The sequence below is a fragment of the Streptomyces sp. NPDC002851 genome (assembly GCF_053591935.1).
In genome coordinates, this window is the sequence record NZ_JBSFUT010000044.1 from 23,343 (window position 1) to 43,977 (window position 20,635).

At 70.0% G+C, this 20,635-nt stretch carries 16 protein-coding genes, 5 tRNA genes and 1 pseudogene; 13 read left to right on the forward strand and 9 right to left on the reverse strand.

Annotation, left to right across the window (positions count from 1 at the left end; all coding sequences use genetic code 11):
• Window positions 1-54: 54 nt before the first annotated feature.
• Complete coding sequence (locus ACWD10_RS33040; protein WP_451097354.1) at window positions 55-306, reverse strand: DUF3073 domain-containing protein; 252 nt, start codon at window positions 304-306, stop codon at window positions 55-57.
• A 293-nt stretch (window positions 307-599) separates the two neighbouring features.
• Complete coding sequence (locus ACWD10_RS33045) at window positions 600-1,697, reverse strand: Leu/Phe/Val dehydrogenase (RefSeq protein ID WP_451097355.1); 1,098 nt, start codon at window positions 1,695-1,697, stop codon at window positions 600-602.
• Window positions 1,698-1,889: 192 nt separating this feature from the next.
• On the opposite strand from ACWD10_RS33045, the gene ACWD10_RS33050 reads away from it, so the two are divergent.
• Both ACWD10_RS33050 and bldC read left to right on the forward strand, forming a co-directional pair.
• Window positions 1,890-2,846 (forward strand): hypothetical protein, encoded by a 957-nt coding sequence (locus tag ACWD10_RS33050; RefSeq protein ID WP_451097356.1) that lies wholly within the window; start codon window positions 1,890-1,892, stop codon window positions 2,844-2,846.
• 522 nt (window positions 2,847-3,368) lie between these two features.
• Entirely contained in the window at window positions 3,369-3,575 is a 207-nt protein-coding gene (bldC, locus tag ACWD10_RS33055) for a developmental transcriptional regulator BldC (RefSeq protein ID WP_003949541.1), read from the forward strand.
• Window positions 3,576-4,093: 518 nt separating this feature from the next.
• On the opposite strand, the gene ACWD10_RS33060 is transcribed toward bldC, so the two are convergent.
• From ACWD10_RS33060 to hrpA, 3 genes are all read right to left on the reverse strand, one after another.
• On the reverse strand, window positions 4,094-4,321 hold the full coding sequence (locus tag ACWD10_RS33060; protein ID WP_451097357.1) for a DUF6274 family protein: 228 nt from the start codon (window positions 4,319-4,321) through the stop codon (window positions 4,094-4,096).
• Between the two features lie 225 nt (window positions 4,322-4,546).
• Window positions 4,547-4,621, reverse strand: a tRNA-Asp gene (locus ACWD10_RS33065).
• 146 nt (window positions 4,622-4,767) lie between these two features.
• Complete coding sequence (gene hrpA / locus ACWD10_RS33070) at window positions 4,768-8,778, reverse strand: ATP-dependent RNA helicase HrpA (RefSeq protein ID WP_451097358.1); 4,011 nt, start codon at window positions 8,776-8,778, stop codon at window positions 4,768-4,770.
• Window positions 8,779-8,890: 112 nt separating this feature from the next.
• Between hrpA and ACWD10_RS33075 the strand changes: the two genes are divergently transcribed.
• From ACWD10_RS33075 to ACWD10_RS33090, 4 genes are all read left to right on the forward strand, one after another.
• Entirely contained in the window at window positions 8,891-9,364 is a 474-nt protein-coding gene (locus ACWD10_RS33075) for a hypothetical protein (RefSeq protein WP_451097359.1), read from the forward strand.
• Window positions 9,365-9,418: 54 nt separating this feature from the next.
• A complete protein-coding gene (locus ACWD10_RS33080) occupies window positions 9,419-10,030 on the forward strand; it encodes a hypothetical protein (protein ID WP_451097360.1) in 612 nt (203 codons plus the stop codon).
• A 95-nt stretch (window positions 10,031-10,125) separates the two neighbouring features.
• A complete protein-coding gene (locus ACWD10_RS33085; protein WP_451097361.1) occupies window positions 10,126-10,935 on the forward strand; it encodes a DsbA family protein in 810 nt (269 codons plus the stop codon).
• Window positions 10,932-11,822, forward strand: a complete 891-nt coding sequence (locus ACWD10_RS33090; RefSeq protein WP_451097362.1) for a cytochrome c biogenesis CcdA family protein — start codon at window positions 10,932-10,934, stop codon at window positions 11,820-11,822. Before ACWD10_RS33085 ends, ACWD10_RS33090 begins: the two co-directional genes overlap by 4 nt.
• 42 nt (window positions 11,823-11,864) lie before the next feature.
• Here the strand turns inward: ACWD10_RS33090 and ACWD10_RS33095 are convergent.
• The 4 genes from ACWD10_RS33095 to ACWD10_RS33110 all read right to left on the reverse strand — a co-directional run bounded on the left by ACWD10_RS33095 (window position 11,865) and on the right by ACWD10_RS33110 (window position 13,850).
• Window positions 11,865-11,938 (reverse strand) — tRNA-Phe (locus tag ACWD10_RS33095).
• Between the two features lie 24 nt (window positions 11,939-11,962).
• Window positions 11,963-12,037, reverse strand: a tRNA-Asp gene (locus tag ACWD10_RS33100).
• A 37-nt stretch (window positions 12,038-12,074) separates the two neighbouring features.
• Window positions 12,075-12,147 (reverse strand) — tRNA-Glu (locus ACWD10_RS33105).
• A gap of 98 nt (window positions 12,148-12,245) precedes the next feature.
• Window positions 12,246-13,850, reverse strand: coding sequence for a metallophosphoesterase family protein (locus ACWD10_RS33110; protein WP_451097363.1), 1,605 nt, complete (start codon window positions 13,848-13,850; stop codon window positions 12,246-12,248).
• A 173-nt stretch (window positions 13,851-14,023) separates the two neighbouring features.
• On the opposite strand from ACWD10_RS33110, the gene ACWD10_RS33115 reads away from it, so the two are divergent.
• From ACWD10_RS33115 to ACWD10_RS33145, 7 genes and pseudogenes are all read left to right on the forward strand, one after another.
• Window positions 14,024-14,374: a metallopeptidase family protein gene (locus ACWD10_RS33115; RefSeq protein ID WP_451097364.1), complete on the forward strand. Its 351-nt coding sequence runs from the start codon at window positions 14,024-14,026 to the stop codon at window positions 14,372-14,374.
• Between the two features lie 107 nt (window positions 14,375-14,481).
• Window positions 14,482-15,153: a hypothetical protein gene (locus ACWD10_RS33120; protein ID WP_451097365.1), complete on the forward strand. Its 672-nt coding sequence runs from the start codon at window positions 14,482-14,484 to the stop codon at window positions 15,151-15,153.
• Between the two features lie 192 nt (window positions 15,154-15,345).
• Window positions 15,346-17,547 (forward strand): DEAD/DEAH box helicase, encoded by a 2,202-nt coding sequence (locus ACWD10_RS33125; protein WP_451097366.1) that lies wholly within the window; start codon window positions 15,346-15,348, stop codon window positions 17,545-17,547.
• Between the two features lie 131 nt (window positions 17,548-17,678).
• A tRNA-Lys gene (locus ACWD10_RS33130) sits at window positions 17,679-17,751 on the forward strand.
• A gap of 536 nt (window positions 17,752-18,287) precedes the next feature.
• Window positions 18,288-18,926 carry a hypothetical protein gene (locus ACWD10_RS33135; protein ID WP_451097367.1) on the forward strand — a complete coding sequence of 213 codons (639 nt, stop codon included), beginning with the start codon at window positions 18,288-18,290 and terminating at the stop codon, window positions 18,924-18,926.
• Between the two features lie 274 nt (window positions 18,927-19,200).
• Window positions 19,201-19,986 (forward strand): annotated as a pseudogene (locus tag ACWD10_RS33140) (PP2C family protein-serine/threonine phosphatase); the annotation flags it as partial.
• Between the two features lie 414 nt (window positions 19,987-20,400).
• The gene (locus tag ACWD10_RS33145; protein ID WP_451097368.1) at window positions 20,401-20,622 is read left to right on the forward strand and encodes a hypothetical protein; all 222 of its coding nucleotides are present in this window, start codon (window positions 20,401-20,403) and stop codon (window positions 20,620-20,622) included.
• Window positions 20,623-20,635 lie beyond the last annotated feature (13 nt).

Sequence of the window (20,635 nt, forward strand, 5' to 3'; positions counted from 1 at the left end):
TGCTGTTGAGAGCTGCTGCTGGCTGCTACGCAGTTGTTGCTAGCCGCTACGAGGTCAAGCGCCGCGACGCTGCGACGACGGACCGGACTCTTCGTCCTCTTCGTCCTCGTCGTCGTTGTACAGCTCCGCGTACCGCGCGTACGGGTCTTCCTCGTCTTCATCCTCGAACGGCTCGCCGTTCGGCGGCTGACTCGAAGTCGAAGCGCCCAGCTCATTGGCCAGACGCGATAGGTCCGTCCCACCGCTGCTGTACTTCAGCTGGCGGGCGACCTTCGTCTGCTTGGCCTTTGCCCGGCCGCGCCCCATGGCTCGACCCCCTTGGATATGGGGCTCAACGGCCCCAGAGTCTTGACACGCGTTCACAATTCAGAGCGGACTCTCCTCGGAGAGACCGGTCCGTAGGTGTTCAACGGTACCTGCTTCGGCGGCCATACGGTACGCCGCCCACAGGACGCGCCTCGCCCCCGACCCTGCGGAGAGCCTTGTCTCCGCTGGTCAACAGCGATTTTAACCTCTTCTTGGCGGACGACCCGCCGACGGGCGTGAGGCTTGTCTCGTCGCCCGTCGGCAGGAACCGGGACAACGCGTCGGGCGGCGGCTCAGCTCTTGCGGGCCTCCGCCATGCGCTGCTCGGCCAGGCGGTCCGCCGCGGCGGCCGGCGGAATCCCATCTGCCTTCGCGCGTGCGAATATCGCGAGCGTGGTCTCGTAGATCTTCGCCGCCTTGGCCTTGCAGCGGTCGAAGTCGAAGCCGTGCAGCTCGTCGGCGACCTGGATGACACCGCCCGCGTTCACGACGTAGTCCGGCGCGTAGAGGATGCCGCGGTCGGCGAGGTCCTTCTCGACGCCGGGGTGGGCGAGCTGGTTGTTGGCCGCGCCGCAGACCACCTTGGCGGTGAGCACCTGGACCGAGTCGTCGTTCAGGGCGCCGCCGAGCGCGCACGGAGCGTAGACGTCCAGACCCTCGGTGCGGATCAGCGCCTCGGTGTCTGCGACCGCGGTGACCGGGCCACCCTGGTGTCGCTCCAGGATCCGGCGTACCGACTCCTCGCGTACGTCGGTGATCACGACCTCGGCGCCGTCCTCGACGAGGTGCTCGACCAGGTGGTGACCGACCTTGCCGACCCCCGCGACGCCGACCTTGCGGCCGCGCAGCGTGGGCTCGCCCCACAGGTGCTGGGCCGAGGCGCGCATGCCCTGGTAGACGCCGTACGCGGTGAGCACCGAGGAGTCGCCGGCGCCGCCGTTCTCGGGCGAGCGGCCGGTGGTCCAGCGGCACTCGCGGGCGATGACGTCCATGTCGGCGACGTACGTGCCGACGTCGCAGGCCGTGACGTAGCGCCCGCCGAGCGAGGCCACGAACCGGCCGTAGGCGAGCAGGAGTTCCTCGCTCTTGATCCGGTCCGGGTCGCCGATGATCACGGCCTTGCCGCCGCCGTGCTCGAGGCCGGCCAGCGCGTTCTTGTACGACATGCCGCGGGCCAGGTTGAGCGCGTCGGCGACGGCCTCCTGCTCGGTGGCGTACGGGTAGAAGCGGGTGCCGCCGAGGGCGGGGCCCAGAGCGGTGGAGTGGATGGCGATGACGGCCTTGAGGCCACTGGCCCGGTCCTGGCAGAGGACCACTTGCTCATGTCCGCCCTGATCCGTGTGGAACAGGGTGTGCAGTACGTCGGCAGGCGCGCCGGTCACTTCGGTCACGGTGGTGACTCCCATGGGTGTAGCGGCGAATGGAACGACAGCTCTCCTGCGGGTGGGGAGCGCTGTGAGCAAGAGCGTACGACCTGTCACAGCCCTGCCGTGCCGCAGTGCCGTGGATCACTCTCTCGCGAGAGGGTGCCGTGGGACGATTTGCAGGGTTTTCCCGTCGGAACTCAGGGGAGGGAGCAGGGCGTGCCCAAGACCCCCGCCGCATCGGTCCATGTGCCGTACGCGGCCTATCTGCGCGTGTACGAGCCGCTCGCGGCCTTCCCGGAGCCGGAGCGCGCTCACTGGGCCCGGTACGCGGAGCGCGAGACGCTCCCCTCGTACCAGGACGAACTACGGCGCTCGCTGCGCGACTTGCTGGCCACACCGCCGGTGCCGGTGCCGGTGCACGAGAGCGGGGACGCGTTCGTCACGTACGTCGACGGGGTCCTGTGCGTGTGTCCGTGGCGGACCCGGCTGCGCGGCTGGCAGGCCCTGGGGGATCTCGCCGAGGAGCTGCCGCTGCCGGTGCTCGACGCGGTGCTTCCGCCGGTGGTGCGGCGCCAGGCGACGCAGGACTACGAGGACTGGCGCGAGCGCAATCCGGACGCGCGGCCCTGGATCCGCACCTCGACCTGGAACATCCCGCTGAACTGGTTCGTGCTCGTCTCGGACGAGGAGCGCCACTTCGACAAGGGCGGCTCGTCCGGCCAGGCCGTCGGAGGCCAGGATGCTGCCGGTCCGGAATCCGGTCCGGAATCCGGTCCGGAATCCGGTGGCCCGGCCTCCGATGATCCGGAGGCCAAGGGGCGGTGCTCGGCGCCGGTGCTGCGCTACCGGACGCCGATGGTCGAGGCCCGGCGCCGGGTCGCGCGCGGCCTGAAGGCGCTGCGGGACGCGATCGAGGAAGGGCCGCTGATCGACGGCCTGGTAGATGTGGGGCGGTGGCTCGAGGAATTCCACCCCCGCTCCCTGGTCGAGCTCGACTACGGCGGACTGGTGCACGCGCTCCCCGTGACGCACCTCGATGAGGACCACTCGGCGGCGGATGTCGCCGAGGGCATCGAGGCGCTCCGCGAGGGGGACGGTGCGGCGGCCGGCGAGGCGTATGAGCGACTTATGGAGCGGTGGCGAGCGGTCCGCGACCGACAGTTCGCTAACTAGGGCAAAGCAGACAATTAGCCCATTCCCTGGCCTTTGGCATGCTTAGGGTGGGCCTATGGTCGAAGGTCGTGGGGGACGTAGGTCCCGATCCGGGCTTTTGTGTCAAGCGTGACGGACCGCACTAACCCCGCCCTTGCCCTCTTACCCTACCCTCGTGCCAAAATAGGACAAGGAGTCCGGGGAGGACTTAGGACTCCTTCCGCCCAACTGTGGGCGGAGTGCTCGGCGTTGCACTCCATGGGGGGCCTGATGACTCCTGATCTCCCTGTGACTGATCGTCACAAGGGCGTGACTGTCCGTTATGGCATAGTCCATCGGCTTCCGCCGCTGATGGACACCTGAGAGGGCAATTCCATCGGTTTGGCCGACGCGGCTGGACAGATGGTGTAGTTGTAGTGCCGAGGACAAGCCGTTCGTCCTATAACCGACTCGGCCCGCGTCCGCCATTTCGGGCAACGCGGGCCAAGGTGCAGAATTTAGAGGAATGAACCGAGAAGCTTCGGTTCTCCGAGGAGGCCGCTCATGACCGCTCGCACCCCTGATGCCGAGCCGCTGCTGACCCCGGCTGAGGTCGCAACGATGTTCCGCGTGGACCCGAAGACCGTCACGCGCTGGGCCAAGGCCGGCAAGCTGACGTCCATCCGCACGCTGGGTGGACACCGCCGTTACCGCGAGGCAGAGGTTCGCGCACTGCTTGCGGGTATTCCGCAGCAGCGCAGCGAAGCCTGAAGCACTGCGTAACACCGCATTGCCGGGCATCTCCGGGTCCCCCAACCCGTAGTAGCCCGAACAGCTCCATATGACGGGAGTTCGCCCCAACGGACTTCACGCCCGAGCAGCATCATGGGTACGTCATCGATCGCGCTGGACTCCGCCGGGTCCAGCGCGATCTTTTTGTTGCCCTCATCCATGGCCCGGAGTTGGCGCCTGAGCAGGGTCTGAGGGTGTGTCCCGGAGGTCCGGAGGTGCGCCGCGGTGGGGGTGCTGACGGAGTGTCGAGTGCCCTCCAGAGGCAGGTGCAATTGCACATATTAAATTGACCCCGTGTAGGGAGGGCGTAAAGTCGGGGGTTTCCTAAACTCGTTCGGTGACTCCCGTCACACACCGCGGCGCTTGTTTCGGCTGTAGTTCCTGCGCTATTAGGGCGAGTTGGGGATCGGCGGCGTGTCGGCGGCGCTGCCGGAAGGGCCGAGCCCTCCCCGGATTTCAGTCTGGCAGTGGCCGCCCGGCGGCGCAGGCGGCTTTCGTCATCGTCCGGCGGGACTTTCGTCCTCGGCCGCCTCCTGGGCGACGGAAGACGCCTCCTGGGGCCGCACCGCGGGCGGTTCGTGCGGATGCGAGGACCGCTCCATGGCGAGCCGCAGCAGCTGATGGCAGATCGGACAGTGCCGGGTGAGATGCCGGTACCCGGAGGCGGCGGCCAGATGGGCACGCAGCAGTGCGCGGGTCTTGTGCCGTCGTGCGGACGCGGGCATACGCGCCACCTCCCTCGGCCGTGTGGCCGCCCCAGGTACCCCTGCTGTGTGAGTACCGGTGGTGCGTGGCGGAGTCAAGACGCGCAGAAGCCCGCATCCGGAAGGATGCGGGCTTCTGACTGCTGCGGTCCTGACGGGATTTGCTGTACCCGATTGCGGCTGCGCCGCGGTGATGGCATGAGAAGGGCCCGCGTCCCTGGCGGGAGCGGGCCCTTACTCTCGATGCGGTCCTGACGGGATTTGAACCCGCGGCCTCCACCTTGACAGGGTGGCGAGCACTCCAAACTGCTCCACAGGACCTTGGTGCCGCGCCGTACTGCGTTGCGCTGCGAGAAGAGACTCTACAGGGCGGATGGCCGAGGGTCGAACTCGCTCTGTGCGCCTGGCCGGTCACGGTACGTGGGCCGTCGGACCGGCTTTGTCGGACCGGTTTCGTCGAACCGGCTTTATGGCGCCGCCGCGTCGATCGCCTTCACGATGCGCTTGTCCGAGACCGGGTACGCGGTGCCCAGGGCGTGCGCGAAGTAGCTGACCCGCAGTTCCTCGAGCATCCAGCGGATGTCCAGGACGTTCTGCGGCACCGGGCGCCCCTGCGGGAGCTGTTCGAGCAGCCAGGCGTACTCGTCCTGCATCTCGTGGACCTTCTGCATACGGGTGGTGTCCCGCTGCACGTTGGTCGGCATCTGCTGGAGGCGGCGGTCCGCGGCGACCAGATAGCGCATCAGGTCGGGCAGTCGGCGCAGGCCCGTGTCCGTGACGAAGCCGGGCTTTATCAGGGCGTCGATCTGGGCGCGTACGTCCGCGAGGTTGGCGAGCAGCGCCGGGCTCTTCGTCGACTTCAGGCGGCGCTCGCAGGACTGCCAGGCGGCGAGCACCTGCTGCACCTGGGAGACCGTGTGCACGGTGGCGTCGACGAGGTCGGCGCGCACTTTCTCGTACAGCTTGCGGTACGACTCCTCGTCCCAGGCCGGGCCGCCGAAGTCGGCGATCAGCTTGTCCGCGGCGGCCGTGGCGCAGTCGTCGACCAGGGCCTGGATGGAGCCGTGCGGGTTCGCGCTCAGGGTCAGCTTCTGCTGGTTGGTGAGCTTGCCGGTGGCGAACTTGGCCGGATTCACCGGGATGTTGAGAAGGATCAGGCGGCGGGTGCCGCGCCACATCGCCTGCTGCTGCTCGGACTCGCTGTCGTAGAGGCGTACGGAGAGGGAATCGCCGTCGGCGGGTTCGTCGACGAGTGCCGGGTAGGCCTTCACCGGCTGGCCCGCCCGCTTGGTCTCGAAGACGCGGTCGAGGGTGCCGATCGTCCAGTCCGTGAGGCCCGTGCGCTCGATGGCCGCGCCGCCGGAGCGCTCCGCGGTGGCCGCCGCGGCCTTGGAGATGGCCTTGCGGGCCTTGGGCTTGAGCTGGAGCTTGAGGGCTTCGAGGTCCTTGTCCTCGGCGAGCTTGCGGCGCCGCTCGTCGACGATCCGGAACGTGATCTTCAAGTGGTCGGGTACGCGGGACAGATCGAAGTCGTCCGCGTGCACCTGGATGCCCGTCATGCGGTGCAGCTCGCGGGCCAGAGTCGTGGGTAGGGGTTCCTGGAGCGGCACGGCCCGGTCCAGGAACTGCTTGGCGTAGTTCGGGGCCGGGACGCAGTGGCGGCGGATCGGCTTGGGGAGCGAGCGGATCAGTTCCGTCACCACCTCTTCGCGCAGGCCCGGAATCTGCCAGTCGAAGCCCTCGTCCGTGACCTGGTTGAGGACCTGGAGCGGGATGTGCACGGTCACGCCGTCCGCGTCCGCGCCCGGCTCGAACTGGTACGTCACGCGGAACTTCAGGTCGCCCTGCCGCCACGAGTCCGGGTAGTCCGCCTTCGTGACCGCCTCGGCGGACTCACGGATCAGCATCGAGCGCTCGAAGTCGAGGAGTTCGGGCTCCTCGCGCTTCTTGTGCTTCCACCAGGAGTCGAAGTGGGCGCCGGACACGACGTGTTCGGGGATGCGCTCATCGTAGAAGTCGAAGAGCGTCTCGTCGTCCACGAGGATGTCGCGGCGGCGCGCCCGGTGTTCCAGCTCCTCGACCTCGGTGAGCAGCTTGCGGTTGTCCGCGAAGAACTTGTGGTGGGTGCGCCAGTCGCCCTCGACCAGGGCGTTCCGGATGAACAGCTCTCGACTCGTCTCCGGGTCGATGCGGCCGTAGTTCACCTTGCGCTGGGCGACGATCGGGACGCCGTACAGCGTGACCTTCTCGTAGGCCATGACGGCCGCCTGGTCCTTCTCCCAGTGCGGCTCGCTGTAGGTGCGCTTGAGCAGGTGCCCGGCGAGCGGCTCGATCCACTCGGGTTCGATCTTCGCGTTGACCCGGGCCCAAAGCCGTGAGGTCTCCACCAGCTCGGCGGACATCACGAAGCGCGGCGGCTTCTTGAAGAGCGCCGAGCCCGGAAAGATCGCGAACTTGGCGTTCCGGGCGCCCAGGTACTCGTTCCGCCCACCGCGCTGCTTGGGGTCCTTCTCGCGGCTCTCCTTGGACTCCTTCACATCCTTCATGCCGATGTGCGAGAGCAGGCCGGACAGAAGAGAGACGTGGATACGGTCCTCGGGCGCGTCCTCGTCGTTGAGGTGGATGCCCATCTGCTTGGCGACCGTGCGCAGCTGCGTATAGATGTCCTGCCATTCGCGGATGCGCAGGAAGTTCAGATACTCCTGCTTGCACATCCGGCGGAACGAGGACGAGCCGCGCTCCTTCTGTTGCTCCCGGACGTACCGCCAGAGGTTGAGATACGCCAGGAAGTCGCTGGTCTCGTCCTTGAAGCGGGCGTGCTGCTGATCGGCCTGGGCCTGCTTCTCGGCCGGGCGCTCGCGCGGGTCCTGGATGGACAGGGCGGCCGCGATCACCATGACTTCGCGTACGCAACCGTTCTTGTCGGCCTCGATGACCATCCGGGCCAGGCGCGGGTCGACGGGGAGCTGGGCGAGCTGGCGGCCCATCGGGGTGAGCCGCTTGCGTACGTCCTTCTGCTGTATGTCCAACGCGCCCAGTTCCTGGAGGAGTTGGACGCCGTCGCGGATGTTCCGGTGGTCCGGCGGGTCGATGAAGGGGAACTTCTCGATGTCGCCGAGACCGGCCGCGGTCATCTGAAGAATGACGGAGGCGAGGTTCGTCCGCAGGATCTCCGCGTCCGTGAACTCCGGGCGGGCCTCGAAGTCGTCCTCGGAGTACAGGCGGATGCAGATGCCGTCGCTGGTGCGGCCGCAGCGGCCCTTGCGCTGGTTGGCGCTGGCCTGGCTGACCGGCTCGATGGGCAGCCGCTGCACCTTGGTGCGGTGGCTGTAGCGGGAGATCCGCGCCGTACCCGGGTCGATCACGTACTTGATGCCGGGGACGGTCAGCGAGGTCTCCGCGACGTTGGTCGCCAGAACGATCCTGCGGCCGCTGTGCCGCTGGAACACCCGGTGCTGCTCGGCGTGCGAGAGCCGCGCGTACAACGGCAGGATCTCGGTGTTCTTGAGCTTCTGCTTCGTGAGCGCGTCGGCGGTGTCGCGGATCTCCCGTTCGCCGGAGAGGAAGACCAGGATGTCGCCGGGGCCCTCGGCCTGTAGCTCGTCGACCGCGTCGCAGATCGCGCTGATCTGGTCGCGGTCGGCCTCCGCTGCGTTTTGATCGTCCTCTTCGAGGAGCGGCCGGTAGCGCACCTCCACCGGATACGTACGGCCGCTGACCTCCACGATCGGGGCGTCCCCGAAGTGCCGCGAGAAGCGCTCCGGGTCGATGGTCGCCGAGGTGATGACGACCTTCAGATCCGGCCGCTTCGGCAACAGCTGCGCGAGATAGCCGAGCAGGAAGTCGATGTTCAGGGACCGCTCGTGCGCCTCGTCGATGACGATCGTGTCGTACGCGCGCAGCTCCCGGTCCGTCTGGATCTCGGCGAGCAGGATGCCGTCCGTCATCAGCTTCACGGCCGTGCTGTCACCGACCTGGTCGGTGAACCGGACCTTCCAGCCGACCGCCTCGCCGAGCGGTGTGTCCAGCTCCTGCGCCACGCGCTCCGCGACCGTGCGCGCGGCGATGCGCCTCGGCTGCGTATGCCCGATCATGCCGCGCGCGCCACGCCCCAGCTCCAGGCAGATCTTGGGGATCTGCGTGGTCTTGCCGGAGCCGGTCTCACCGGCGACGATCACGACCTGGTGGTCGCGGATCGCCGCCAGGATCTCGTCCTTCTTCTGGCTGACCGGCAGCTGCGGCGGGTACGTGACCTCGGGCAGCGCGGCACGCCGGGCCTGCACCCGGGCAGCGGACTTCTCCGCCTCGGCCGCGATCTCGTCGAGTACGGCCTGGCGGGCCTCGGGCCTGCGAATCCGGCGGGTGCCCTCGAGGCGGCGGCCCAGGCGGTGCGCGTCTCGAAGCGTGCCCTCGTCGATAAGGCTGCGCAGGTCGCGAACGGCACGCAGCTCTCGTGGGTCAGCGTGGGAAGTAGACATACGGACTCCAGGATCTCACCCGCGCTCCGAAGCTGGCGAACCCATTTCCGGCGGCTTCCGGCGGCTCGGTGCGTGCGGCCCGCTGTCAGTGCGGTGGTGCAGTATGGGAGCCATGTTTCTCACGCCCGCCCGTCGCCGCCGCAGTGCCGCGGTGCGACTGGTGCTCGGCGTGCTCATGACGGTCTTCGGGCTCGGGCTGCTGTGCGTGGGGGCTGTGGGGGCCGTTGGGGGTGCGGGGGCTGCTTCGGGTGGCGCCGCTGCGGGCGGTGTTGATGCGGTACGCGTCACTGGTGCCGTCTCAGCACCGGTGACGGAGGTCACGGGTCCCGTCGCCAAGTCCGCTGACGGGGACGGGAACGGCGTCGGCTGCGGCAAGCGGGACCCGAGCGACCGCGGCTCCCAGCCGGGCGCCCCGACCCGCGGCGGCTCCGCGTACGAACAGCTCCTGACCACCCTGGCGTACGCCCACGGCGCCCCCGGCACCACGACGCCCGACGGCGCGCTGACCCATGCCGTCGCACCGGACCGCGGACCCCCGCCCCGGGATCCGCCCACACACGTCGAACTCTCCGTCCTGCGCGTGTAGGCCGCCGCTTCCGGCTGCCCTTCACGATGCTCAGGACAGGAGAAACAGACTGTTATGACCTTGCTGTCAGTGCTGCCCTCTCCGCAGCACGTGCGGCTCGCCTTGCGCGCCCCGGCCGCCTGGCCGCCCGCGCGCTGGGCCGTGGCGCTCGGCGCCGCCGTGCTCTGCGCGCTGCTGCTCGGCCTGCCCACGGCCGTGATCCCGAACCCGGTGTTCGGCCGCACCGTCCCGCCCGAGTGGTGGAACTACCCGGCGCTCGCGGCCTCCGCGCTGCTCGCGGGGCTGCTCCTCGCGACGTACGTCCGTACGGGCCGCCCAGCCGCGGACCCCGAGGCGGATTCCGACACGGAGACCGAGGCGGCCTCTGAGATGGCTTCTGAGACGGCCTCGAAGGCGGCCTCTGAGATGGCCTCCGAGACGGAACCGGAGGCCCGGCGCAGCTCGCGGCTCGGCTCCGCCGGTGCCGTCCTTTCCTTCCTCGCGGTCGGCTGTCCCGTCTGCAACAAGCTGGTGCTGCTCGCGCTCGGCACCTCCGGCGCGTTGAGCATCTGGGCACCGCTGCAGCCCGCGCTCGCCGTGCTCTCGCTCGGGCTGCTCGCCGTGGCCGCGGTGCGCCGTCTGGCGGGCGAGGTGGCCTGCCCAGCGACGCCCCTGACGACGCCCTGACGACGCCGTACAACGCATCCGAAACCCCTCGAACTTCCCGCACTTCCCGAACTTCGCGAACTTCCCCCGAACTCCCCTCTGGAGAACGAACCCTGATGTCCAAGATGTCCAAGCCCCCTGCCTCCGCGCCCGCCGCCACGAACCGGAGCCGCGGCCTCGTCATCGGCGCGGCCGTGCTCGTCGCCGCGCTGCTCCTCGGCGTCTTCTCGTACACGGCGACCAACCCCGGTTCGCAGGGCGGCAGTTCGGCCGACCAGCCCGTCGCCGATGTCTCCGCGGACCCGGAGGACGGCGTCTACCCGGAGCTGGAGAAGCTGGCCCGCCGCGACGCAGACGACACGCTCGCGCAGGGCAAGGCGGACGCCCCGGTCGTCCTGATCGAGTACGCCGACTTCAAGTGCGGCTACTGCGGCAAGTTCGCCCGGGACACCGAGCCCGACCTGGTGAAGAAGTACGTCGAGGACGGCACCCTGCGCATCGAGTGGCGCAACTTCCCGATCTTCGGCGCCGAGTCCGAGGCCGCCGCGCGCGCCGCCTGGGCGGCCGGGCAGCAGGGCCGCTTCTGGCAGTTCCACGAGGCGGCGTACGCCGAGGGGGTCAAGGAGAAGGGCTTCGGCGCCGACCGCCTGAAGGCACTCGCGAAGGAGGCCGGGATCGAGGACCTCGACCGCTTCGAGCGCGACCGGGGCAGCGACGCGGCGAAGCAGGCCGTCGGCAAGGACACCGAGGAGGCCTACAAGCTGGGCGCCACATCCACACCGTCCTTCCTGATCAACGGCCGCCCGATCGCGGGCGCCCAGCCGGACGAGGTCTTCACGCAGGCGATCGACGTGGCGGCGAAGACAGCGAAGACAGCGAAGGGCGCGAAGGGCGAGAAAAAGGGTGCCGAAGGCGGGTCCAAGTGACCGGCGACATCGGCTACCTGGCGGCGTTCCTCGGCGGTCTGCTCGCCCTGCTCAGCCCGTGCAGCGCGCTGCTCCTGCCCGCGTTCTTCGCGTACTCGATCGACAGCTCGTCCCGGCTCCTGGCCCGCACGGGCATCTTCTACCTGGGCCTGGCCACCACCCTGGTGCCGCTCGGGGCGGCCGGCTCGTACGCGGGCCGCTTCTTCTACGGCAACCGTGACCTGCTGGTCTTCATCGGCGGCTGGCTGATCATCGCGCTCGGCGTGGTGCAGATACTCGGCCTGGGCTTCGCGTCCCGGAAGCTCTCCGAGCTTTCCGGCCGCATCCGCCCGACGAGCGCCCTGTCGGTGTATGCCCTGGGTGCGGTCTACGGCCTGGCGGGCTTCTGCGCCGGGCCCATCCTCGGCAGCGTCCTGACGGTGGCGGCGGTCTCCGGTTCGCCCGTGTACGGCGGCGCGCTGCTCGCGGTCTACGCCCTCGGCATGGCAGTACCGCTCTTCCTCCTCGCACTGCTCTGGGACCGCTTCGACCTGGGCCGCAAGCGCTGGCTGCGCGGCCGCACCTTCGGCGTCGGCCGCTTCCAGCTGCATACGACGTCGCTGCTCTCGGGCCTGTTCTTCATCGCCCTCGGCACGCTGTTCCTGGCGTACGACGGGACGACCGCGCTGCCCGGCCTGCTCGACGTCGACGACTCCTTCGCGGTCGAACAGTGGGCCCGCGGCATCGGCGAGGCGGTCCCGGACGTGGTCCTGCTCGCGGCGGCGGTCGTCGCCGTGGCGCTGTTCCTCGCGATACGCACAGGGCGCCGCCGCCCGCGCCGAGACGAGGCGGCGAAGGCGGAGGACCGGACCGAGACCGCGAAGGCGGAGGGACAACGCGAGGGGTAACGCGAAGGGCCCCGTCCTGGAGGACGGGGCCCTTCGACTTTGTGGCTGGGGCCGGGGTCGAACCGGCGACCTTCCGCTTTTCAGGCGGACGCTCGTACCAACTGAGCTACCCAGCCACGAGGTTTCATGTGAAACCTCAGCGGTCCTGACGGGATTTGAACCCGCGGCCTCCACCTTGACAGGGTGGCGAGCACTCCAAACTGCTCCACAGGACCAAGCTGCCCGGCGACAAGTGTCGCACAGGGTGGTGCGTGCCCCCAACGGGATTCGAACCCGTGCTACCGCCTTGAAAGGGCGGCGTCCTGGGCCACTAGACGATGAGGGCTAATTGGCCCGCCTGGGCGCTTCGCAGCGCGTCGGGGACGTGAGAAGCATATGGGATGTCGGGAGCTATCGCCAAAACGGTTTACGGGAGGCCGGTGGTCAGGGGGCCGGGGACGCCTCCGGCGGGGTGGGAGTGAGGCTCGGGGCGAGCGTGGGCGAGGGGGTCGGGGTTGCGCCCGGGCGGTTCTCCTCCGGGAGGTGGCGGCGGACTTCGGCGGTGGTCAGGCCGAGGCCGCCCAGCTCGATCTCGTCCCAGGCCTGTAGGAGCTTGGTGTCCCGGTCCAGGTAGAGGACGCTGGCCTGCACCGGGTCCGGGGTCTCGCCCTCCACGGCGCGCAGACCGCCGCCGCCCGTCGAGCCCTCGATGCGCAGCCGCGTCCCGCCGTCCAGGACGTCCATGCGGGGCTGGTGCACATGGCCCGCGAGGGCGAGCGGGACCGCGCCGTCGGTCTGCTGTGCGGCGATCGGGTTGTGCGCGACGGCGATGTGTACGGGGGTGGCCACCGCGTGCTGCGCCCAGAGCGCCGCGGCCAGGCGGACGCCGACCGCCCGCTCGGCCGGGTCACCCGCCGCCGCCACCGAGCGGTCCGGGGTGAACTGCGGGTCGCCGATTCCCGCGAACCGTACGCCCGCCACGGTCACGGCGTGGCCGTCGTCCAGGACGTGTACGTTCCGCATCCGCTCCAAGTACTTCTGGGTGGTCGCCGAGTCGTGGTTGCCGCGTACCCAGACGTACGGGGCGCCCAGCTCCGGGATCGGGTCGAGGAACTTGTTCTCGGCGGCGGTGCCGTGGTCCATCGTGTCCCCGGAGTCGACGATCACATCGATCTCGTACTGCTCGACGAGCGAGGCGATGATGTGCCAGCTCGCCGGGTTGAGGTGGATGTCGGAGACGTGCAGGAGCCGGATCGTGGACGGGTCCGGGGAGTACGCGGGGAGGGTGGAGGCGGCGTCGTACAGCTTGGTCACATTGGTGACCAGGCGGGCCAGCTCCTTCTGGTAGACGTCGAATTCGCTGACGATGCTGCGGGCGTTGCCGACCACCGAGGGGGCGCTGCTCAGCAGCCCGGAGAAGCGGGGCTCAAGGACCGACTTGGGGTTCCAGGTCGCGAACGCCGAGGCGCCGGAGGCGGCGAGCAGGGCGAGCGCGAGGCCGCCCGCGGCCAGGGCGCGGCGTGGCTTGCGGTAGACCGCGAGGCCCAGCGCGGTGGCGCCGCCGACCACCGCCACGCAGGCGCGCAGCGCCACGTCGAGGGTGCCGTCCTGAATGTCTTCGGTGATCTCGCTCTGCAGGCCGGATATCCGCTCCGGGTGGTCGACGAGCGCCTGGGCGCGCACCGGGTCGAGCCGGTCCACGTCGACGTCGAGGCGGATGGGGGCGGTGTGCGAGTCGAGCTCCAGGGCGCCGAGCGGGGAGACATTGACCTTGGTGCCGCCGGTGAGCGAGGGCCGCAGCGTCATGCGCGTGTCCATCGGGCCGACCGGCGTACGCACACTGCCCACGATGAGCAGGCCGAGCCAGGCGCCGAGCAGGACGACGGCGACCATGCCGAGCGCGCGGCCCCAGGGGTGCGGGGCGTGGACGAGTTCGCTGACCGGGTGGCGCAGATGCGCGCGGTAACGGCGTACGAGGGCGACCGGGACGCCTCGTACGCGGATCTTGCGGATCTTGCGGATCGTGGCGGCGGCGAACTCGCGGGCCATTGGGGCGGTATGCCCGGGGATGGGGGTGGCTATGCCCGTCCGGCGGTTTCGCGCGGAGGGTTCGGGGCGGAGGGTCCTGGGTCGGGGGTTCCCGGGCGGGGGTTCCGGGGCGGCGGTTGGCCGGTTGGGGCCGCGCCCGGCGGGTGTGGGGGTGCGTGCCCGACAATGGGCGTGTGCTGGAGATGACGCGCGAGGAGTTCGAGGAACTGGTCGCCGAGGCCCTGGACCGTATCCCGCCGGAGCTGACGCGGCTCATGGACAACGTCGCGGTGTTCGTGGAGGACGAACCGACCGCCGACGACCCCGACCTGCTCGGGCTCTACGAGGGGACGCCGCTGACCGATCGCGGCGAGTGGTACGCGGGCGTGCTGCCGGACCGGATCACCATCTATCGGGGGCCGACGCTCCGGATGTGCGTGTCGCGGGAGGACGTGGTCGCGGAGACGGAGATCACCGTGGTGCATGAGATCGCGCATCACTTCGGGATCGACGACGCGCGGCTGCATGCGCTGGGGTACGGCTGAGGTTTCCGGGCCGCGGGCTTTTTCTTCGGGCGCGTGTGGTCCGTGTCCTCTTGCGGGGAGCGGGAGTTGGGCAAGAGACCCGTTGCCGCGCCCTGGAGGTGCTCGCCGTGCGTTCGTTGTACGTACCCGTCCGAATGGCCGTGGCGGCGGTCGCCCTCGCCGCGAGTGCGGGCTGTGTGAGCGTGGGCGAGGACGTGCGGCCGTCCGGCACCGAGCCGAGCTCCCGGTCCGCGGACGACCGGAACGGGGACCGGGACCACGGCGGTGAGCGGGGTGCCGGGCCGGACGGCGGGGTCGGGACGAGTGGCGCCACCGGAAGCGCGGACGGTGTCGGGGGTGCGGAGCGGGATCCTGCGGCGGAGGATGTGGGCAGCGGTGTCTCGCCCGGGGCTTCGCCGACCACGGACGCGCCGGGTTCCGGGTCCGGCTCCGGGGCCGGGTCTGTGGCGGGGGCCGGGTCCGGGGACGGGGACGGAGGCAGTGCGGGCGCGCCGGGTGCCACGTCGGGCCCGGGGGAGCCGGGCGGCCCCGCAGGGACCGGAGGCGCCGGGTCCCCTTCGACCACCGTGCCGAGCCCCACGCCTACGACGCCGACGGCCGGGCCCACGCCGTCGGACAGCGGGTCGGCGAGCCGGCCGAGCTCCGACCCGTACCCCGCGGAGCCGTCCGAATCGGCCGGGGTCCGTACGCACTCGACGGGGCAGGAGCGGGTGGAGGACGATGGTGGGGACGCCGGGTTCGACGGGCGGGAGCCGTCGCCGGAGGCGGGGCCCGCGTAGGGCTCGGTTTGCCTTTCCTGGTGAGGGGTGCGTACAGTGGTAGATCGTTTGATCCCATTTGCCCGGCGCCATTCGTAGCGCGCCGCGTGGCGCGTACTCTCCCTTGCCGTGGCTGACCGCATTGAGGCGGTCGAAATTGCGATTCACGGAGTTTGGGCGCGTGCCGAGACTCCGGAAGGTTTCGCATTTCGCATGTCCAATTTCAGTACTGACCAGGCCGTCCTGCCCGAGAACACCCAGCTCGCGGAGGGCGCCAAGGCCGTCGAGACAGCCGCGGCCGCTGAGGCTCCCGCGGCCCCCGAGGCCCCCGAGGTCACCTTCGCCGACCTGGGCCTGCCCGAGGGCGTCGTCCGCAAGCTCGCGCAGAACGGCGTGACCACGCCCTTCCCGATCCAGGCCGCGACCATCCCGGACGCCCTGGCCGGCAAGGACATCCTCGGCCGCGGCCGCACCGGCTCCGGCAAGACCCTCTCCTTCGGCCTGCCGCTGCTCGCCACCCTGGCCGGCGGCCACACCGAGAAGAAGCGCCCCCGCGGCGTCATCCTCACCCCGACCCGTGAGCTCGCGATGCAGGTCGCGGACGCGCTCCAGCCGTACGGCGACGTACTCGGCCTGAAGATGAAGGTCGTCTGCGGCGGTACGTCGATGGGGAACCAGATCTACGCCCTGGAGCGCGGCGTCGACATCCTCGTCGCCACGCCGGGCCGACTGCGCGACATCATCAACCGCGGCGCCTGCTCCCTGGAGTCGGTGCAGGTCGCGATCCTCGACGAGGCCGACCAGATGTCCGACCTGGGCTTCCTGCCCGAGGTCACCGAGCTGCTCGACCAGGTTCCCGCGGGCGGCCAGCGGATGCTGTTCTCGGCCACGATGGAGAACGAGATCTCCACGCTGGTCAAGCGCTACCTGAGCAACCCGGTCACGCACGAGGTCGACAGCGCCCAGGGCAACGTCACGACCATGACCCACCACATCCTGATCGTGAAGCCGCGGGACAAGGCGCCGGTCACGGCCGCCATCGCCGCCCGCAAGGGCCGCACGATCATCTTCGTACGGACGCAGCTGGGCTGCGACCGTATCGCCGAGCAGCTGCGCGACGCCGGAGTGAAGGCCGACGCGCTGCACGGCGGCATGACGCAGGGCGCGCGCACCCGCACCCTTGCGGACTTCAAGGACGGTTACGTCAACGCGCTCGTCGCGACCGACGTCGCCGCCCGCGGTATCCACGTCGACGGCATCGACCTGGTGCTCAACGTGGACCCGGCCGGGGACCACAAGGACTACCTGCACCGTTCGGGTCGTACGGCGCGGGCCGGGCGTTCCGGCACGGTCGTCTCCCTGTCGTTGCCGCACCAGCGCCGCCAGATCTTCCGCCTCATGGAGGACGCGGGCGTCGACGCCTCGCGGCACATCATCGGGCAGGGCGGCGCGTTCGAGCCGGAGGTCGCCGAGATCACCGGTGCCCGGTCCCTGACCGAGGTGCAGGCCGACTCCGCGGACAACGCCGCGAAGCAGGCGGAGCGCGAAGTCGCCCAGCTCACCAAGGAGTTGGAGCGGACCCAGCGGCGCGCGACCGAGCTGCGCGAGGAGGCCGAGCGCCTGCTCGTGCGCGCGGCGCGCGAGCGCGGCGAGGACCCGGCCGAGGCGCTCGCCGTGGCCGGTACCGCGACGGAGGCCGAGCAGGCTCCCGCGGCGGCGGCCGTGGTGCCGGAGCAGAAGGCCGAGCGCTTCGAGCGGCCCGCCCGCAGCGACCGGAGCGACAAGGGTGACCGCTTCGAGCGGTCCGAGCGTCCCTCGTTCGAGCGGCGTGACCGTCGCGACGACCGGGGCAACTTCGAGCGTCGGGACCGTGACGGCGACCGTGGCGACCGTGGTGGCCGCTCCTTCGAGCGCCGGGACAACGACCGTCCGTTCAACCGTCGCGACGACCGCCGCGACGACCGTGGTGGTTTCCGTCGGGACGACCGTGGCGACCGTGGGGGCTTCGACCGCCGCGACCGTGACCGCGGTGGCTTCCGCCGCGACAACGACCGGGACGACCGTGGTGGCCGCTCCTTCGAGCGCCGCGACAACGACCGTCCGTTCAACCGCGACCGCCGCGGCGCCGGTGACCGTCCGTTCAACCGCCGCGACGACCGGGGCAACTTCGAGCGCCGGGACCGTGACGGCGACCGCGGCGACCGTGGCGGCTTCCGTCGGGACGACCGCGGCCAGAGCGGTGACCGTGGCGGCTTCCGCCGGGACCACCGGGGCGCGGGCGACCGCCCGTTCAACCGCGACCGCCGTGGCGCGGGCGACCGTCCGTTCAACCGCCGCGACGACCGCCGCGACAGCCACCGAGGCACCTCCTTCGGCCGCCGCGACGACAAGCCGCGCTGGAAGCGCAACGGCTGACGGCTGACGGCTTGACGGGGCGTGACACGGAGCGGGTCCATCTGCCGAGGTGGGCCCGCTTTTCCGTGCCTGTAGCGATACCCGATCGGCCTTCCGCGCTCGTCGGGCTATGCTCGGGGGTGCGTTGACGCGGGCCGTTAGCTCAATTGGCAGAGCAGTGGACTTTTAATCCATTGGTTGTGGGTTCGAGTCCCACACGGCCTACCTCCGGCGGGTCGGCGGAAACCCCGTCTGACCTGCGCTTGAGCGCCCTGTCTGGCTTTGCCGGGCGGGGCGCTTCGGCTTTCGCTGCCCGTTGCTGCCCGGTGCAGGCCCTCTGCGCGCCCGAAGCGGGCCCGGCGGCCTTCCGGGTTCGTTCCCACCCCGACAGTGCCCGGTGGGCCGCGTCCAGCGACGTCAGAGCCTTCTTCAGGTACGGCGGGATCTTCTCCACGGACTTGTTAAACGTGTCCGCGGACTTGCCCGCCCAAATGCCGTCCGACGCACCGACCTTGCTCAACTGGGACTGGACGGTGCCGCTGTCACCGGCGACTTTGCCAACCGCCTTGACCATGAGCCGCGCAATCTCCAGATCACCCGGAGCTGGATCGAACCCCAGATGTGGGTAGTTCGACATGCTCTCCCCCTGTTCGACATGCTCTCCTCCTAGTTGCTCGCGCCTTTCGTTTCTCACTCCGGTACCTGTGCGACCAGCTGATAGGAAGCTGTGTGTGATGCGCAGGGCCACGCCGTGAGACGAAGTGGTCACGGTGCCCTGCGGCCCTGACCCGGCCAAGGAGGCGATGGTGTTCCTGGGGCCTCAGCTCAAGACACTGATGCGGGACGGCGCCAAGGGCGCCGAGCGACACGATGCGCGCAATCTCCAGCGCTCCTGGCGCAAGTTCGCAGCCTTCGCGTACGTCGCTGAGCGGTACGGCTACCAGTACGACGGCCTGTCCCCGACTTCCCCCAAGGGCAGCCCGAACCCGTACTTCGCCTTCCGCCGCACCGCGGACGCAGCCGAGCGCGCCGCCCACAGCGCCACCCACTTCCCGCACGCCCTGCAGGGCGGTCAACTGCCCGGCATGCGCTCGGGCGGCAGCCGTCTGCGCCCCCTCCCGGAAGCCCGACGCGAGGTCGACCTGCTGCATGCCCGCATCATGGTCGACTACACCGGTTCACACCGCAGGCGTGGGCTCATCCAGCTCCTGGTCATGCCACTCGCGATGCTCATCCCGCTCAGCCAGACGGGATTCACGGCGATCCCTCTGCTGGTCTGCGGTGGTGTCTGGCTGTTCTTCCTCGCCCTCTGGCTCCTGGGGTTTTCCCTGGCCCGACGGCGGTACGCCAAGTACAGCCGCGCCCTGCGTGCGGCGGGCGTCGAATGGCCCGCGACCTGATGACCGCCGTGGCGGCTTCCCCCAACAGCGCGGGGTCGCATCCACCCTCGAAGTGCCGACCGCTCTGCGCGCGGGAGCAACGGGGGAAGAGATGTCCTTCTTGAAGTTCGCGACCGACGAGGTCAGGGCCATGGCGGGGAAGCTGGAGACCAGCGGCGGCCAGATGAAGGGCGCTTCCCAGAAGATGAAGCATGCCGACACGAAGCAGATCGGCCACGAGGGCCTGGAGTCCGCATGCGATGAGTTCGCGAACTCCTGGGACTACGGCTTCGGCACCTCGGCGGTGGGTGAGGCGCGGATCGGTGGCGACCTGTACGAGGTCGTGTCGGCCCCAGGCAGCGGACTGCGGGTCATCGTCGGCGACGTACAGGGCAAGGGACTTGAGGCTGTGGAGACTGCCGCGAAGGTCCTGGGCGCGTTCCACGAAGCCGCGCACGACGAGCCTGGCTTGATGAGGACGAGCCTGGCTTGATGAGCGTGGGCGCGCGCCTGGAGCGGGCCCTCAGTCGTGAGATGCAGGGCGAGAAGTTCGTGACCGCCGTCCTTGCGGAGGTCTCCGATGAGCGCAGCCTGACCCTGCTCCACTACGGCCACCCGGCGCCTCTCGTCATGCACGCCGACGGCAGCACCCGTTTCGCCGAGCCGCCGCACCGTGCGCTGCCGCTCGGGCTCGGCCTGCACGGTGCCGCGGGGCCCGAATCGTACGAAGCGAGCTTCGCGCCCGGCGACGGGTACTTCCTCTGCACCGACGGGGCCACGGAGGCGCGGGGCGGTGCGGGACGGTGCGGGACGGTTCTACCTGCTCGCCGAGCGGGGGCACCTGCTCAAGGACACCGGCCCGGAAGCCGCCCTGAGAGCCCTGCGCGCCGATCTCCCGCAGCCCTCGACGCTCTGCAGGGCCAGCGTTCGCGGATCACTGGCCGTCCCACTCCTGACAGCGCAACTGGTCCCTCCACCATCATGTCCGCATAAGACAGGTGACCGACGTCACATCCGTACATCCGTAACACGGCCAGGCCACCCTCAGCGCCTATTGCGGGCATATCGCTGGCTCCTGTAACGCGTGGCCCGCTGCGTGGCGCAGTAGGCAGTGCGGGTCGCACCCGCAGGCCACGGCGGTGGGTAGCAGGGGGGAGGTCGTGGCCCTTTCTCCGTAGCCGAGGCGTGGAATGCGCCGGATTGGTACCCCGTGAGTGACACCCAACCCTTGCCCCCGCATCGGCCCGACGGCCGCGCCCCGTACGGGCCTGGTCCCGGCCAGGGCCCCGGCCCTGGCGCCGGTCCTGGTCCCCACCCTGGCCATGGTCCCGGCTACGCCGCCCCCGCCCCGGGGCACTACCCGGGCAACGCGCCTGGCCCCGGCCCGGACCACCCCATAGATCGCGCCGCTCCGCGACGCCGTGAGCGGCCTCGTGACGGGTCCGGGCAGCGCCGGGCCGCCGTGGTCATTCAGGGGCTCGCTGACACGGCTGCGGTGTTCCTGGCGCTCTGGATCGTGCTGTTCCTGCTCGAGGCCAACCTCGGGAATCCGTTCGTCGGGTTCGTGCAGGGTGTGGCCGAGTGGCTCGGCTGGTGGGCGCAGGACATCTTCACCATGGACGCCGAGGGACTGCGGGTCGTCCTCAACTACGGTCTTCCCGCCGTCATTTACCTCTTCGTCGGCCACGGCCTCGGTGCCTGGCTGCGCCGCCTCTGAGAACGGGATCGTG